Below are 15,749 nucleotides of genomic sequence, written 5' to 3'. Positions count from 1 at the left end.
TAAAGCCGCCATTCTACCGGACGCGCCAGCGCGCGGATCACTTGAGGTAGACGCCGCCGCAGACGATGAGGTCTTCTTCAGGCTGGCAGTACATGGTCTTGGGCTCGATGGCGCCGCTGACGGGGTTGGTGAATTTGTAGTCCTGCCAGAAGGGCGACTTTTTCTTCGCCATCTCGACGCGCTCCTTGACGAACTGTTTGCCGTCCACGTCCTTGAGTTCCATGAGGTTCTTGCCGATCATGCGCGCATTGGCGCCGTGGGCGCGCACGACGCCGTCGCTGCCGTAGACCACGATATAGAGATCGCGGTCGTTGAACTGTCCCTGCTTGTTGCTGATTTCGGCGAAGCCTTTTTCGCGGCCGTTGGTCTTCAGGTAGGCGGTGGCCTTCTTAACCATGGCTTCCGCTTCCGGTTTGGTCACATGCTCCGCCGCGAGAACGGGCGAGGCGGCGAAGACCGCGGCAACAAGCAAGACGCTGCGTGCAAACATGATAGCCTCCATCAACGAATCAACGGGAAGGCCATGCTAGCACGGCTTATGCGGGTTTTGTTTCCCTTGGCGTGGAAAGCAGTTCCTTCATGCGTGCCAGCCGCTCACGCGGCGACAGCACCTCGGTTTCCTTTGGCGGCGCATCGCCCACATCGAGCGCCATCTCTGCCACGAAGCGCGAGATGTCGCACTGGATCTGCTCGCCGGCGCGCTTGCGCTTCTTGCACCAGGTGAGCTGCAAGGTGCGCTGGGCGCGCGTGATCCCCACGTACATCAGGCGCCGTTCCTCCTCGATGCGCTGCGCCAGCAATTCGATCGGCGCATCCGGATCGCCCTTGTGCGGCAGGATGCCCTCCTCCACGCCCACCAGGAACACGTGCGGATACTCCAGGCCTTTCGAAGCATGCAGGGTGGACATGCGGATCGCATCCGGTTCCTCGTCCTTCCCTTCCAGCATGGACATCAACGCCACCATCTGCGTCAGCTCCAGCACATTCTTTTCTTCGCCATCGCGGTCCTTGCCGCCGCGGCCGCGGTCCTTCAGCCAGTTGACGAATTCGAGTACGTTGTCCCACTTGCTCTGTGCCGGACGCTCTTCGAAGGCGTCGTACAGATAGTGCTCGTAGTGCATGCCTTCCATCATATCGTCCAGCACCTGCGCCGCATTGTCGCCGCTGCCCGAAGGACCGGGGCGCGTGGCGCGCGATTCCAGTTCCAGGATGAAGTTGCAGAAGTCGCGCAGGGGACCAAGCTGGCGGTCCGTCAGCACCGACTCGATGCCGCCCTTGAACACCGCTTCGAACAGCGAGCATTGCCACTTGCCCGAGAAGGAGCCCAGCGCCTCCAGCGTGGTCTGGCCAATACCGCGGCGCGGCGTGGTGGCGGCGCGGATGAAGGCCGGGTCATCGTCCTGGTTCGCCAGCAGGCGCAGATAAGCGATGATGTCCTTGATTTCCGCCTTGTCGAAGAAGCTCTGGCCTCCGGAGATCGTGTACGGAATGCGCTGGTTGCGCAGCGCCTGTTCGATCACGCGCGCCTGATGGTTGCCGCGATAGAGGATGGCGTAATCGGACCATTTGTTCTTGCGCTCGAAGTGGTCGGCCGAAATCATGATCGCCACCTGGTCGGCCTCCTGCTCCTCATTGGCCATGGCGTGCACCTTGATCGGCTCACCGATGCCCAGCTCCGACCACAGCGACTTCTCGAACAGCTTCGGATTGTTCTGGATGACGGCGTTGGCCGCCTGCAGGATGCGCGTGGTGGAGCGGTAGTTCTGTTCCAGCTTGATCAGGCGCAGGTCGGGGAAGTCCACCTGCAGCAGACTCAGGTTCTCCATCGTGGCGCCGCGCCAGCCGTAGATCGCCTGGTCGTCGTCGCCCACCGCCGTGAACATCGGCTTCTTGCCCAGGCCTGTCACCATCAGCTTCACCAGCTCGTACTGGCAGGTGTTGGTGTCCTGGTATTCGTCGATCATCAGGTAGCGCAGGCGGCGCTGCCAGCGGTCGCGTACCTGGTCGTGATTGCGGAACAGTTCCACCGGCAGGCGGATCAGGTCATCGAAGTCCACCGCCTGATAGGCGGCCAGGGTGGCGATATAGCTGCCGTAGATGCGGGCGGACTGCGCCTCGTCCTCGGTCTGCGCCTGCTTCAGCGCTTCCTCCGGCGTGACCAGGCCATTTTTCCACAGCGAGATATCGTTCTGGATGCCGCGGATCAGCTGCTTGTCCGTGGTGAGGGCGAGGTCCTGCACCAGGGAATAGCAGTCGTCGCTGTCCATGATGGAGAAGCGGTCCTTCAGGCCCAGGCTGTTGCACTCCTGGCGCAGGATGCGCACGCCCAGCGAGTGGAAGGTGCACACGGTCAGCTGCTTGGCCTGTTTCGGTTGCTTCAGCATCTTGCCGACGCGCTCCTGCATCTCCAGCGCCGCCTTGTTGGTGAAGGTCAGCGCGGCGATGGTGCGCGGGTCGTAGCCGCGGTCCTCGATCATATGGGTGATCTTCTGCGTGATCACGCGCGTCTTGCCCGATCCCGCTCCCGCCAGCACCAGGGCTGGACCGTCGAGATAGAGCACGGCTTCGCTTTGTGGGCCGTTCAGGCCGAACTGTGGTTTGGACATTGTTTCGGGGAATGGGGAGGCAGTACAGCCGGCCATTGTAACGCCTCAAGTGTTGATATTTGGGCGCGGAGCGGAATATAGTGGTGTGAAACCTAAAAAAATATCGGGCAGAGTATTATGAAATTTGAACATTTGATAGAAGTGAACGATCCCCTCAATCCGCTGATGGACACCATCACCCACGAGCAATTGTGGCGTGGCCTGGTGCTGCGAGCGGAGTCGCCCAAGCTCTTCGTGCCGCACCTGGACGAGGTGCAGATTGACCGGCGCAACGCAGACGGTTTCCGCCGCCGCCTGCGCTATGGCGACCTGGTGATCGAGGATACGGTGGAGCTGCACCGCCCTTATGTGGTGCGCTACAACGTCGAGGCGCAGAAGGACATCAGCAAGTCCAGCCTGACGATGACCATCGAAATCCCAGAGCCGGAGCGCCTCTACGTGCGCTTCGAGTACGACGACGGCCACGATGCGGCCACCGATGCGGCCAACGCCATGTACGACGATTTCCGCCGTTCTGCCTACCAGGAGTCGGATATCGACACCATCCGCGTAGTGCGCGAACTGGCTGAAACCGGCCGTCTGGACGCGTCGCTCAACTGATCTTCAGCAGCCCGGGGTGCAATCCGGGCAAGTCTGCCTGGGCGGCGGCGATTTCTCCAGCTGCTGCGCCAGATCCCGCAGCGCCGTGCGCAAGCCCTCTTCCACCACCGGGTGGTAGTAGGGCATCTCCAGCATATGCTTCACGGTCATCCCCGTCTGGTGCGCCCAGGACAGGAGGTGGCCGATGTGCTCCATGCGCGGGCCGATCATTTCGGCGCCGAGGAAGAGGCCCGTGCCGTACTCGCCGTAGACGCGCAGCATGCCCTTGTTCTGGCGCATCACTCGGCTGCGTCCCTGGTCCTCGAAGGACACCACGCCGACCGCGAAGCTGCCCTTGTGCGAGCAGCACAGCTCCGGGTAACTCGCGCCCAGGGTGACGATATTCGGTTCGGTGAAAGCAATGACCAGGGGCGTGCGGCGCAGGCCGGGCCGCACGTCCGGATAGCTGGCCGCGTTGCTGCCGGCGATCTTGCCCTGGTCGGCCGCTTCGGGCAGCAGGGGCAGCTCGTTGTTGGCGTCGCCCGCGATGAAGATCGGGCTGTCGCCGCACTGCATGGTCTTGCTGTCGTAGACCGGGATGCCGAGGGGGCCCAGTTGCAGGCCCGCGAGTTCGATATCGAGCTTGTCGACGTTTGGTTTGCGGCCGGTTGCCACCAGCAGGTATTCGTACGATTCGATGCGCTCGGCGCCGGCGACATCGCGGCTGGTCACGCGCAGGCTGTCGCCCGCATTTTCCACGGACGTGACCTGGGTCTGGAAACGAAGATCGAGTTCGGCGCCCAGTACGGCGGCGGCGTTTTCCTTCACCATCGGATCGCCCAACTGGGCCACACTGCTGCCGCGCGCGAACAGCGCCACGCGCACGCCGAGGCGGTGCAGGGCCTGGCCCAGTTCCAGGCCGATGACGCCGGTGCCGACAATGGCGATGGACTCCGGCAGGTCGGTCCAGTCGAATACCGCATCGCTGCTGGTCACGCGTTCGCCTGCCGCGGCCCAGGCCGGAGGATTACCGGCGCCGAACCCGTGGCGATGACGATGCTGTGCGCTTCCACGATGGTGTGCTCGTCGACCTGGAGTCGGTTGGGACCAAGGAATCGCGCGTAGCCGCGCAGCTTGCGTTCGGCCGGCATGCTCTCCATGCCCCTCAGCACGAAGCCGACAAAGCGGTCGCGTTCCGTTCGCACGCGCGCCATCACTTCCGCGCCATTGATGCGCACTTCGCGCGGGTGGATGCCGAAACCGTGCGCCTCCGCCACCGCATGCGCCGCCTCCGCCGCCGCGATCAGCAGCTTGCTCGGCATGCAACCGACGCGGGCGCAGGTGGTGCCGTAGGGCCCGCCCTCGATCAGCACCACATCCTTGCCCGCCAAAAAGGCCGAGCGATAAGCCGTCAGCCCCGCCGACCCCGCGCCAATCACGGCCACATCACAACGAATCGTTTCCATCGCTCTCTCCCAGCTTGGGGCCAGATCCGGCCCCAGATGTTTATTGCCATCGTACACTTTTGTTATGGGCGGTGCTGACAGATGCCCAGGGATGTATTAGGATGGCTTATCTTTTCGAACGAACATAAGCTCTACTTATGGAAAATCTGGACTACCGCGCGCTGGCGGTGCTGGATGCCGTGGCCAGCCACGGTAGTTTCGAAAAGGCGGCTAACGCGCTGGGCATCAGCCAGCCGGCCGTGTCCCAGCGCATCAAGGCGCTGGAGGATGCGGCCGGACGGCTATTGATCGTCCGCGGTTCGCCCGCCTTTCCGACCGGCCTGGGGCAGCGCCTGATCTCGCACTATCGCAACGTGAAGCTGATGGAGGCGGCGCTGGATATCGACCTGGGCAACCAGGTCAGCATGCCGGAAATCGCCGTGGCCGTGGATGCGGCCAGCCTGGCGACGTGGTTCCCGGTTGCGCTGCGTCCCCTGCTGTCGCCACCCCGCTGCCAGCTGGATGTGGAATGCGCGGAACGCGACGTGGCCCTGCACCTGGTGCGCGAAGGGAGTGTGTTCGGCTGCGTGGCGTCGCGCGCGGATACGCCGGGGCTGGCGGCCAGTGGCGCGTCCACCACGCCGCTGGGCGCGATGCGCTATGTGTGCGTGGCTTCGCCTTCGTTTGCAGCGCACTGGTTTGGCGACGGGTTCACTGCGGAGGCGGTGGCGCTGACGCCCGCCGTCACGCATGAACGCGAGCTCACTGCGCGCTTCCTGGCGGCGGAGCTGGGCGTGGCGCGGCCTTTCCCGCATCACACGCTGCCTTTGTCCACCGCCTTCAATGACATGCTGTTCGGCGGTCTGGCTTACGGTCTGCTGCCCTTCCTGCAGGCGGCGCACGGCTTGTCGCAGGGCGCGCTGGTGGACCTGCTGCCGGGGCGCTATATCGATGTGCAGCTGAACTGGCACGCGTGGGAGCTGGATACGCCGTTCACCAAGTCTTTATCCGAACAAGTCATTGCGATGGCGCGAAAGTACCTGGTGGCGGCGGATCATTGATCCGCCGTGTGTCCCGGCACGCGGCATCAAATATCGACCGGGTCCACTTCCAACGACCACTTTGCCCGCGTCTTCATCTCCCGCAACGCATTCATCCACTCCCTGAGAAACGCCTGCAGCGCCGGCCGCGACTGCGATTCCACCAGCAGCTGCGCCCGATCGACGTTATGCACACGCGTCATGCTCATGGGGATAGGATCATTGATCGTGATGCCCGGATGCTGCACCAGGTCGCGCGCCAGCTTGAGGAACTCGATCGCCACCGCCAGCTCGGACGCTTCCGCGCGCAGCATGGCCTGGAACAGGTAGGGCGGCAGGCCCGCCTGTTCGCGCTCGGCCAGCAGGGAGGTGGCGAAATGGTCATAGTCGTGAGCCACCACCGCCGCGTACAGGGGATGTGAAGCATAAGCCGTCTGGATCATCACCTCGCTGGTGTTGCCGCCCGCCCGGCCGGCGCGTCCCGCCACCTGCATCAATTGCGCGAACAGGCGCTCGCTGGCGCGGTAATCCTGCGAGAACAGCGCGGTATCGGGATTCAGGATGCCGACCAGTGTCAACCTCTTGAAGTCATGGCCCTTGGCGACCATTTGCGTGCCGATCAGGATATCGACCTCGCCGCGGTGGACGCTGTCGAAGGCTTCCTGTGCGCTGCCCTTGCGGCGCGTGCTGTCCGCATCGATACGCAGGATGCGCGCCTCGGGGAACAGCGCCTGCAGGCCCTCTTCCACCCGCTGCGTGCCGCGTCCGAGCGGCTGCAGGTCGACATTGCCGCAGGTGGGGCAATGGCGCGGGATGCGCATCTCCAGGCTGCAATGGTGGCAGCGCAGGCGGAATTCCGGCTTGTGCAGCACCATGAAGGACGTGCAGCGCTTGCACTCGCTGACCCAGCCGCAGGACTCGCAGCAGATCACGGGCGAGTAGCCGCGGCGGTTCAGGAAGAGCAGGGATTGCTCGCCTTTTGCCATGCGCTGGCGGATCGCGTCGATCAGGTTGGCGCTGAGGCCATCGCGGCCCTTGTCGCGCGCCGTGTTGATCAGCTTTACCGTGGGCAGCACGGCCTGCTGCACGGCGCGCTCGCGCAGTTCCAGCTTGCGGTAGCGGCCCGCCAGCGCGTGGTGCCAGGTTTCCAGCGACGGCGTGGCGGAACCCAGCACCACGGGAATCTTCAGCTGGTGCGCGCGCCACACGGCCAAGTCGCGCGCCGAATAGCGCAAGCCTTCCTGCTGCTTATAGGAGGGATCATGCTCCTCGTCGATCACGATCAGTTTCAAATGCGGCAGCGAAGCGAGAATGGAAAGCCGCGTGCCCAGCACGATGCGCGCCCTGCCCTCATGCGCCGCCAGCCAGTGCAGCATGCGCTCGCCCTCGGACAGGCTGCTGTGCAGCGTGGACAGCATCACGCCCGGGAAGCGCGCGCGGATATTGCCCTCCAGCTGGGGCGTCAGGTTGATTTCGGGGACAAGGATCAGGATCTGCCCCTGCGGCTCGCGCGCCAGCACCTGTGCGCAGGCTTGCAGGTAGACCTCGGTCTTGCCGCTGCCCGTCACGCCGTACAGCAAAAAGGGCGCGAAGCCCTGCGCGCCGCCGATCGCATCCGCCGCCTCTTGCTGGGCGGCATTCAGCAGCGGTGCGGCCGCAGGGGTGCCGTCGTGGACATCTTCCATCTTGCCGAGCTTCTTGATGGCACGGTCGAGCGCCACCGTGGTCAGCACGCGCAGGTTTTTCGGCAAGCCCGGCAGTGCGACTTCGCCCAGCGGACGCTGGTAATATTCCGCCGCGAAGCCCGCCAGCGCCAGCCATTGCGGCGACAGGGGCGCCAGTTGGCTGCGCACCGCCAGCGCATCTTTCAGCTTCTCCGCGGGGACATCCGTTTCCTGTAGTACCGCAACAATGAGTCCAATGACCTCCCGCCGGGCGAACGGGACCATTGCCAATTGTCCTACACGCGGTGCCTCGGATTGTTCACAATCCCAGCGGTAATCGAACACCGAATTGAGCGGTGTATCGAGGGCGATTCTAAGAATGCATTGCGCCATCCGGGCCTTTGTCGATCGATTCTTTAACTATCCACAGATTCTGGGGATAACTTTGTGGAAAATAGAGTCTTGATCGGGTGCAAGCGCTAACCCTCAACTTGCGTTCCCGGTAAACTGCTCAAAATATCGCAAATTTTCCCCTTTAAAAACAGATACTTGCAAACGCTCTCCTAGGAGGGCCGAAACACGCATATTTTTCCACGTGCTGTGTATAAGTCCAGTATTTAGAGAGCTGTTTTTTAGCGAAATCAAGCTTTTTCTACGGCTGAGCCAGCACAAATCGCCTTGTTGCGGCACAGCACGGCGCCGGACATTGTACCTGCGCGGAAACTCGAAGGATTGCGTTCTCGCAACAGTTTTTCGCCGCAAAAACTTACAAAATAATCATGCGCCGCAACATTGTTCTAAGACTATTCCTACAAATTTTTACTAAGTGCCGGTTTACTAAGGTCTTTTCTATTTTTTCCACAGTTTTTGTGGATAACTTTGTGGAGAATGAACCGGCAATGTCCTTTCAGGCGCTGGATAAGGTTTACCCGGCGGTAAACATTGCCTAAATCGACAGGAAATATTCCTTTAAAAATCAAAGACTTGGAATTATGTTCCGAGTAAGGGCAGAGGCGATGCACAATATTTCTACAGCAGAAAATTTTGTGCATAAGTCAGTCCACACTAACAGCGATGCAGCATGAAAAAAGGCGCGTTCCAGTGGAAACGCGCCTTTGGAGCGAAACTACAATCAGGCTGCGCGCATGGCACGGCTATGGCTGTGGACGGTTTCGACCAGGACCGACACCGATTCCGGCGGCGTGAACTGGGAAATGCCGTGGCCCAGATTAAAGACGTGGCCGGTATTATGCTTGCCAAACGACTCCAGGGTGCGCACGGCTTCGGCGCGGATCTGGTCTGGCTGGGCAAACAGCACGGCCGGGTCGATATTGCCCTGCAGGGCCATCTTGTGGCCAACCAGCTCGCGCACCTTGCCCAGGTTGGCGGTCCAGTCCAGCCCCATGGCATCGGCGCCGATGGCGGCGATTTCCTCGGCCCAGTGGCCGCCGCCCTTGGTGAAGACGATCGCGGGGATTTTCACGCCGTCCACTTCGCGTTTCAGCAGGGAAACGACCTTTTGCATGTACTGCAGGCTGAACTGCTGGTAAGCGCCGTCGGCCAGCGCCCCGCCCCAGGAATCGAAAATCATCACGGCTTGTGCGCCAGCATCGATCTGGGCATTCAGGTATTCGGCTACCGCGCGGGCATTCATATCCAGGATGTGGTGCATCAGGTCCGGACGGCTGTACAGCATTTTCTTGATCGTGTGGAACTCGCGCGAGCCCTGGCCTTCGACCATATAGCAGGCCAGCGTCCACGGGCTGCCGGAGAAGCCGATCAGCGGCACGCGGCCATTCAGCGCGGTGCGGATCTGGGTCACAGCCTTGAACACATAGTCCAGCGAGCCGGGTTCCGGCAGGCGCAGGTTCTTCACATCCTCTTCCGTTACCAGCGGACGCTCGAACTTCGGCCCCTCGCCCTCCACAAAGTAAAGGCCCAGGCCCATCGCATCCGGCACAGTCAGGATGTCGGAGAACAGAATGGCCGCATCCAGCGGATAGCGGTCGATCGGCTGCAGGGTGACTTCCGTTGCCAGGTCCGGATTGGTGGCCAGGCCCATGAAGGAACCCGCCTTCTGGCGCGTTGCCCGGTACTCCGGCAGGTAACGCCCCGCCTGGCGCATCAGCCAGACCGGCGTGTACTCGGTCGGTTGGCGCAGCAGCGCACGCAGGAAGGTATCGTTCTGGAGCGGGGCAAATTGTGGCATGGAAGACAATGAAAAGCGGGAAGAAAGACGCTATTATCGCATCCTTGCCCTCTTAATACGCGACCGATGACTTCTACGCTCACCGCTCCCTACGGCGCCTGGCCGTCCCCCATCAGCGCGGATCTGGTCGCTGCCGGCGCCACGCCCCTGTCCTCCATCGCCCTGCGCGGAGACGACATTTACTGGCTGGCCGGCCGCGCCGCGGAAGCGGGCCGCAACACGCTGATGCGCCGCCAGGATGGACAGATACAGGAATTGACACCTTTGCCATTCAATGTGCGCAGCCGCGTGCACGAATACGGCGGCGGCGCCTACACCGTCGACGGCAACAGCGTCTTCTTCTCGCATTTCGCGGACAACCGCCTGTACCGCAAGGATGGCGCGGCCGAACCGTATCCCTTCACGGCCGCCGGCCGCCAGCGTTACGCCGACTTCGTGGTCGATGCGCAGCGCCAGCGCCTGATCGCCGTGCGCGAGCAGCATCCGGAAGACGAGGGCTCGCACGCGCAGCCGGTGAACACGCTGTGTGCGGTCGGTTTCGACGGCGGTGAAAGCGTGCTCGCGCTGGGCGACGACTTCTATTCTTCGCCGCGCCTGTCGCCGGACGGCAGCAAGCTGGCCTGGCTGAGCTGGAGCCATCCGCGCATGCCCTGGCAGGGTACGGAACTATGGCTGGCCGAGGTGCATGACGACGGTTCGCTGGGTGCGGTGCGCCGCGTGGCGGGCGGCCCGAATGAATCGATCTGCCAGCCGGAGTGGTCGCCGGCCGGCGTACTGCATTTCGTCTCCGACCGCAGCGGCTGGTGGAACCTGTACCGCGTGGGCGCAAACGGCACGGAGCCGCTGTGCCGGATGGATGCGGAATTCGGCTCGCCGCACTGGACCTTCGGCAATTCGATGTATGGTTTCGCGCCGGACGGCGAGATCGTCTGCACCTATATAGAGAAGGGCGTCAGCAAGCTGGCGCGCCTGCACAATGGCGCGCTCGATCCGATCGCCAATCCCTACCAGGAAATCCGCGAGCTGAAAGTCGGCGACGGCTTCGTGGTGCTGCTGGCCGGCAGCCCGACCATCCCCGCCGAAATCGCGCGCATCGACCTGGCGACCGGCGTGCTGGAAGTGCTGGAGCGCTCGATCGCCACCTTGCCGCACGTGGGCTACCTGTCCATCCCGGACAGCATCAGCTACCCGAGCGCAAACGGCCGCACGGCCCACGCCTTCTTCTACCCGCCAGGCAACAAGGATGTGCAGGCGCCGTCCGCCAGCAAGCCCCCCGTGATCGTGATCAGCCACGGCGGCCCGACCGGCATGGCGGCCAGCACACTGAAGCTGGCCACGCAGTACTGGACCAGCCGTGGCTTCGGTGTGCTGGACGTGAACTACGGCGGCAGCACGGGTTTCGGCCGCGAGTACCGCGATGCGCTGAAGGGCCAGTGGGGCATCGTGGACGTGGAGGACTGCATCGCCGGCGCCCGCCACCTCGTCGCCAACGGCCTGGTGGACGGCGAACGCCTGATCGTGCGCGGCGGCAGCGCGGGCGGCCTCACCACGCTGTGTGCGCTGACCTTCCACGAGGTATTCAAGGCGGGCGCCAGCTACTACGGCGTGTCCGACCTGCAGGGACTGGACGACGACTCGCACAAGTTCGAATCGCACTACAACGAGTACCTGATCGCACCGAAGCCGGAATGCCAGGCCCTGTATGCGCAGCGTTCGCCCATTCACCACACCGGCCGCCTGACGCGTCCCATGATCTTCTTCCAGGGCCTGGACGATAAGGTGGTGCCGCCGCAGCAGTCTGAAATGATGGTGGAAGCGCTGAAGCAGCGTGGCGTGCCGGTAGCCTATATGCCGCTGGAAGGCGAAGGCCACGGTTTCCGCAAGGCGGAGAACATCGTGCGTACGCTGGAAGCGGAACTGTACTTCTACCAACGCATCTTCGGCCTGCCCGTGGCCGATGTGGCGCCACCGGTGGTGATCGATAATTTCTGATGAGTGATGCGCTGTTGGCGGAGTTCGAGGCCCTCGAACTTCCCGAGAAGATGATTCTCGCCCTGCTGGCACTGATGGGCGATCCCGTTGGCCGCACGGCCATCCTCGACCAGCTGGTCAAGGCCGGCGTCAACGATGCGAACGGCCAGCCCTTCACTGTGATGACGCTGGACGATCCGCTGATCAAGCTGGAACGCCTGGCCTTCACCAGCGTGGTCACGGCGCGCGGCTACGTGTGCAACGCCAGGCTGCGCTGGCCCGCCATCCGCGCCGCCATTGGCGCCCACATGCTCGATGAGCTGTGCCTGGCGCACGAAGCGCTCAACCCGATGCGGCAGAACTGGAACGGTGCGTACGAGCCGCGCAGCTACCGCCACGGCGTGGCGCGCCTGCGCATGGCCCTGCTGCGCGGGCGTCCGCCGCAGGAAGTGATGCCGCTGCTCGCCGCATGCATGGTGTGCTACGAAGCGGCCCAGCTGCATCCGATTGTCGATATCTTCACCCGCCCCTTCGAGGCGGGCATGCTGCTGCTCGTGCATCCGCTGCTGCAGGACGATGTGCTGATGCTGCTGCTCCAGCACACGCAGCGCGAGCCCGCGCTGGCGCCGCTGGTGCGCGGCTATGCGGAACGCCATTTCCAGCGCCGCATCGGGGGCGAGCATATCGTCAGCCCGGCGCTCCGCCTGGCGCTGGCCGAACACGCGATCCTGTGCGGGCAACTGGCCGATGCGGCGCGCTACCTGGAGGGCGTGGACGGCGCGCTGGCGCAATTCTTTTCCAGCGTGGTCCTGCTGCTGCGCGGCGAAGCCACCGCCGCGCTGGCAGGATTCGAGGCGTCGCTGAAAGCCATCCGCCGCGAATCCGGCAAGCGCAAGCACCTGTTCCAGGGCATGGGCGGCCATCTCTATATGGTGGCGCTGCTGCGCGCCGGCGAGGCGAAACACTTGAAAGCAGCCGAGAGCTACCTGGAACTGGCGGTGCACGCCCAGCACAATCCGGACAGCGCCGTCTACCAGCAACTGAGCATGCTGCGCCAGATCCGCGCCGGCACCATGCAGGCCGACATCGTGCTGTCGCGCGCCTGGGAAACGCCGATGCAGGCGCAGATGTTCCAGTCCCTGCTCTATTACTGGCTGGCGCTGCCGCAGCTGAAGCAGCGCCGCGCCGAATTGCAGGACCTGCTGCAGAACGCGGAAGCGGCCGGCTTCCTGTTCATCGCGGCGCAGGCGCAAGGCCTGCTGGGCCATCTCGGCGACGAAGGCGCGGCAACGCGCGCAGCCGAATTGCGCGCGAAGCTTGGCCTGCCCGATCTCGCCACCTGGTTCGAGCGCCAGGAAGCCTGGCAGCGCCAGCTGACGGCCCTGATCAACCTGCAGCAGGGCGTGCCGGACAGCGGCGGCGAAACGCGCCTGGTCTGGGCCATCAGCCTGGGCGCGCGCCACGGCATCGCGGAAGTCGAACCGCGCGAACAGAAGCGCGATGCGCGCGGCGGCTGGGGCAAGGCGCGCCCTGTCGCGCTGAAGCGCCTGCGCGAAGAAGCTTCGCAGCTGGACTTCCTGACGCCGCAGGACATCCGCATCAGCAGCACCATCGCGCCCTCGCGCCAGGCGTACTCCTCCGGCCTGCGCTACGACATCGATACCGAACAGGCCGCGCTGGCCCTGGTCGGCCATCCGCATGTGTACTGGATGGATGCGCCGGATACGCGGGTTGAACTGAATGGCGGTGAGCCCGAGCTATTGATACGCACGCTCAACGGCCAGTTGCGCCTGACGCTGCAGCCGCCCGTCACCGATCCGAATGCAGGCGTGATCGTGGTGAAGGAAGCGCCGAACCGCCTGCGCGTGGTCAGCGTGAACGACGAGCACCGCCGCATCGCCGCCATCATCGGCGATGGCCTGACCGTGCCGCTGCATGCGGAAGAACAGGTGCTGAAGGCAATCGGTTCCGTGTCTTCGGTGGTCACGGTGCAATCGGACATTGGCGCCGGCGCCGTCAACGCCGAACAGGTGGAGGCGGACAGCCGCCTGCACGTACACCTGCTGCCTTACCAGCAGGGCCTGAAGATGCAGGTGCAGGTGCGCCCCTTGCCGGACGCAGGCCCTTATTACGCACCGGGCGCCGGCGCCGAAAGCGTGATCGCCGACGTCGGCGGCCGTTCCGTGCAGGCGCGCCGCAACCTGGCGGGCGAACGCGACGCCGTGCGCCAGCTGGTGCTCAAATGCGAAGTGCTGGAACAGGCGGAGCAGGACCACGGCGAATGGCTGCTGGGCCAGCCCGCGCTGGCACTGGAGCTGCTGGCCGAACTGCAGGAGCAGGACAATGTGGTCATCGCCTGGCCGGAGGGCGAAGCCTTCCGCGTCACGAAGCCCGTCTACACCAAGCAGCTGCGCCTGAACATCAAGAGCAGGAAGGACTGGTTTGCCGCCAGCGGCCAGTTGCAGATCGACGAGGAGCGCGTGCTGGACCTGCGCTCGCTGCTGGACCTGATCCGCGCCAACAAGAGCCGGTTTGTCGCGCTGGGTGACCAGCAGTTCCTGGCGCTGTCCGACGAACTGCACCGCCGCCTGCAGGAACTGGCAGCCTACGGCGAAGACGATGACGCGGGCATGAAAGTGCACCGCCTGGCCGCCTTCGTGCTGGAAGAACTGGCGTCCGACGTGGGCATCGTGGAAGCGGACCGCATGTGGAAGGAACACATGGCGCGCATCGAAGCTTCCGCCGCCTACACGCCGCAGCTGCCCAGCACACTGCAGGCGGAGCTGCGCGATTACCAGCGCGAAGGCTTCGAATGGCTGGCGCGCCTGGCCCACTGGGGCGTGGGCGCCTGCCTGGCCGACGACATGGGCCTGGGCAAGACGCTGCAGGCGCTGGCCCTGATCCTGCTGCGCGCACCGCAAGGCCCTACCCTTGTCGTGGCGCCGACTTCCGTCTGCCTGAACTGGGCGGCGGAAGCGGCGCGCTTCGCACCCACGCTGAACGTGAAGCTGTATGGCACGGGCGACCGCGAAGCCATCATCGAGAATGCGGGTCCGTTCGACCTCGTGATCGCCAGCTACGGCCTGCTGCAGCTGGAATCCGAGCGCTTCACGAAACAGCACTGGCACACCATCGTGCTGGACGAAGCCCAGGCCATCAAGAACGCCGCCACCAAGCGCTCGCAGGCTGTGATGGCGCTGCAGGGCGACTTCCGCATGGTGGCTACCGGCACGCCGCTGGAAAACCACCTCGGCGAGTTGTGGAACCTGTTCCGCTTCATCAATCCGGGCCTGCTCGGCAGCCATGAGCAATTCAACCTGCGCTTTGCGGGGCCGATCGAGCGCCAGCAGGACCACCGCGCCGAAGTGGGCGCGCGCAACCGCCTGCGGCGCCTGATCGGGCCTTTCATCCTGCGCCGCACCAAGGCCCAGGTGCTGACGGAACTGCCGGCGCGCACCGAGATCACGCTGGAAGTGGACTTGTCGGCGGAAGAGACGGCGCTGTATGAATCGCTGCGGCGCGAAGCGCTGGACAAGCTGGCAGCCATCGATGTCCCGGTGGACAAGAAATCGATGCAGATCCTGGCCGAGATCATGAAGCTGCGCCGCGCCTGCTGCAATCCCAACCTCGTGGCGCCGGACCTGAAACTCCAGAGCAGCAAGCTGGCCGCCTTTGCCCACCTGGTGGACGGCTTGCTGGAAAACCGGCACAAGGTGCTGGTGTTCAGCCAGTTTGTCGATCACCTGACCCTGATCCGCGCGCACCTGGAACGCCAGGGCATCAGCTACCAGTACCTGGACGGTTCCACGCCGATGGTCCAGCGCAAGCAGGCGGTCGATGCCTTCCAGGCCGGCGAGGGCGATCTCTTCCTCATCAGCCTGAAGGCGGGCGGTGTCGGCATCAACCTCACGGCCGCCGACTACGTGATCCACATGGACCCCTGGTGGAACCCGGCCGTGGAAGACCAGGCTTCGGACCGCGCCCACCGCATGGGTCAGTTGCGCCCTGTAACCATCTATCGCCTTGTGGCACGCCACACCATTGAAGAAGGCATCGTCGACCTGCACGGCCACAAGCGCGAACTGGCCGACAGCCTGCTCGACGGCAGCGACACCGCGGCACGCATGACGGCCGAGGATATGCTGGCCATGCTGAACGAGGGTCTGCGCCGCTAAGTAAACGTGCGGCAAAGTTCCTGCGGCGGGTCTATGATGAAGACATAAGCTTCAAGGAGA

At 64.0% G+C, this 15,749-nt stretch carries 8 protein-coding genes and 1 pseudogene; 4 read left to right on the top strand and 5 right to left on the bottom strand.

Going from position 1 to position 15,749, the window contains the following annotated elements:
- Positions 1 to 37: 37 nt before the first annotated feature.
- Both ACHMW6_RS35435 and ACHMW6_RS35430 read right to left on the bottom strand, forming a co-directional pair.
- Positions 38 to 490: a cache domain-containing protein gene (locus ACHMW6_RS35435; RefSeq protein WP_395404333.1), complete on the bottom strand. Its 453-nt coding sequence runs from the start codon at positions 488 to 490 to the stop codon at positions 38 to 40.
- A gap of 46 nt (positions 491 to 536) precedes the next feature.
- Positions 537 to 2,606, bottom strand: coding sequence for a UvrD-helicase domain-containing protein (locus tag ACHMW6_RS35430; RefSeq protein ID WP_395404331.1), 2,070 nt, complete (start codon positions 2,604 to 2,606; stop codon positions 537 to 539).
- A gap of 117 nt (positions 2,607 to 2,723) precedes the next feature.
- Between ACHMW6_RS35430 and ACHMW6_RS35425 the strand changes: the two genes are divergently transcribed.
- Positions 2,724 to 3,206: an SRPBCC family protein gene (locus tag ACHMW6_RS35425; RefSeq protein ID WP_395404329.1), complete on the top strand. Its 483-nt coding sequence runs from the start codon at positions 2,724 to 2,726 to the stop codon at positions 3,204 to 3,206.
- Between the two features lie 3 nt (positions 3,207 to 3,209).
- Here ACHMW6_RS35425 and ACHMW6_RS35420 read toward each other — a convergent pair.
- Positions 3,210 to 4,651, bottom strand: a pseudogene (locus ACHMW6_RS35420) (dihydrolipoyl dehydrogenase).
- A gap of 137 nt (positions 4,652 to 4,788) precedes the next feature.
- Between ACHMW6_RS35420 and ACHMW6_RS35415 the strand changes: the two are divergent.
- Positions 4,789 to 5,691, top strand: a complete 903-nt coding sequence (locus ACHMW6_RS35415; protein WP_395404327.1) for an ArgP/LysG family DNA-binding transcriptional regulator — start codon at positions 4,789 to 4,791, stop codon at positions 5,689 to 5,691.
- 26 nt (positions 5,692 to 5,717) lie between these two features.
- Here the strand turns inward: ACHMW6_RS35415 and ACHMW6_RS35410 are convergent, their stop codons facing one another.
- Both ACHMW6_RS35410 and hemE read right to left on the bottom strand, forming a co-directional pair.
- Positions 5,718 to 7,727: a primosomal protein N' gene (locus ACHMW6_RS35410; protein WP_395404325.1), complete on the bottom strand. Its 2,010-nt coding sequence runs from the start codon at positions 7,725 to 7,727 to the stop codon at positions 5,718 to 5,720.
- Between the two features lie 739 nt (positions 7,728 to 8,466).
- Positions 8,467 to 9,543, bottom strand: a complete 1,077-nt coding sequence (gene hemE, locus ACHMW6_RS35405) for a uroporphyrinogen decarboxylase (protein WP_395404323.1) — start codon at positions 9,541 to 9,543, stop codon at positions 8,467 to 8,469.
- Between the two features lie 66 nt (positions 9,544 to 9,609).
- On the opposite strand from hemE, the gene ACHMW6_RS35400 reads away from it, so the two are divergent.
- Both ACHMW6_RS35400 and ACHMW6_RS35395 read left to right on the top strand, forming a co-directional pair.
- Positions 9,610 to 11,535: a S9 family peptidase gene (locus ACHMW6_RS35400; protein ID WP_395404321.1), complete on the top strand. Its 1,926-nt coding sequence runs from the start codon at positions 9,610 to 9,612 to the stop codon at positions 11,533 to 11,535.
- Entirely contained in the window at positions 11,535 to 15,689 is a 4,155-nt protein-coding gene (locus tag ACHMW6_RS35395; RefSeq protein WP_395404319.1) for a DEAD/DEAH box helicase, read from the top strand. Before ACHMW6_RS35400 ends, ACHMW6_RS35395 begins: the two co-directional genes overlap by 1 nt.
- Positions 15,690 to 15,749 lie beyond the last annotated feature (60 nt).

Origin of the sequence: Pseudoduganella sp. UC29_106 (genome assembly GCF_044055365.1) — a bacterium.
Lineage (GTDB): Bacteria > Pseudomonadota > Gammaproteobacteria > Burkholderiales > Burkholderiaceae_D > Rugamonas.
Note: the sequence above shows the minus strand (reverse complement) of the source record. Positions and strands in the feature narration are given on the sequence as shown.

Excerpts from the sequence above, each read along its gene's own strand:
- ACHMW6_RS35435 (WP_395404333.1), bottom strand. The coding sequence starts at position 490 with ATGTTTGCACGCAGCGTCTTGCTTGTTGCCGCGGTCTTCGCCGCCTCG.
- ACHMW6_RS35430 (WP_395404331.1), bottom strand. The coding sequence starts at position 2,606 with ATGTCCAAACCACAGTTCGGCCTGAACGGCCCACAAAGCGAAGCCGTG.
- ACHMW6_RS35425 (WP_395404329.1), top strand. The coding sequence starts at position 2,724 with ATGAAATTTGAACATTTGATAGAAGTGAACGATCCCCTCAATCCGCTG.
- ACHMW6_RS35415 (WP_395404327.1), top strand. The coding sequence starts at position 4,789 with ATGGAAAATCTGGACTACCGCGCGCTGGCGGTGCTGGATGCCGTGGCC.
- ACHMW6_RS35410 (WP_395404325.1), bottom strand. The coding sequence starts at position 7,727 with ATGGCGCAATGCATTCTTAGAATCGCCCTCGATACACCGCTCAATTCG.
- hemE (WP_395404323.1), bottom strand. The coding sequence starts at position 9,543 with ATGCCACAATTTGCCCCGCTCCAGAACGATACCTTCCTGCGTGCGCTG.
- ACHMW6_RS35400 (WP_395404321.1), top strand. The coding sequence starts at position 9,610 with ATGACTTCTACGCTCACCGCTCCCTACGGCGCCTGGCCGTCCCCCATC.
- ACHMW6_RS35395 (WP_395404319.1), top strand. The coding sequence starts at position 11,535 with ATGAGTGATGCGCTGTTGGCGGAGTTCGAGGCCCTCGAACTTCCCGAG.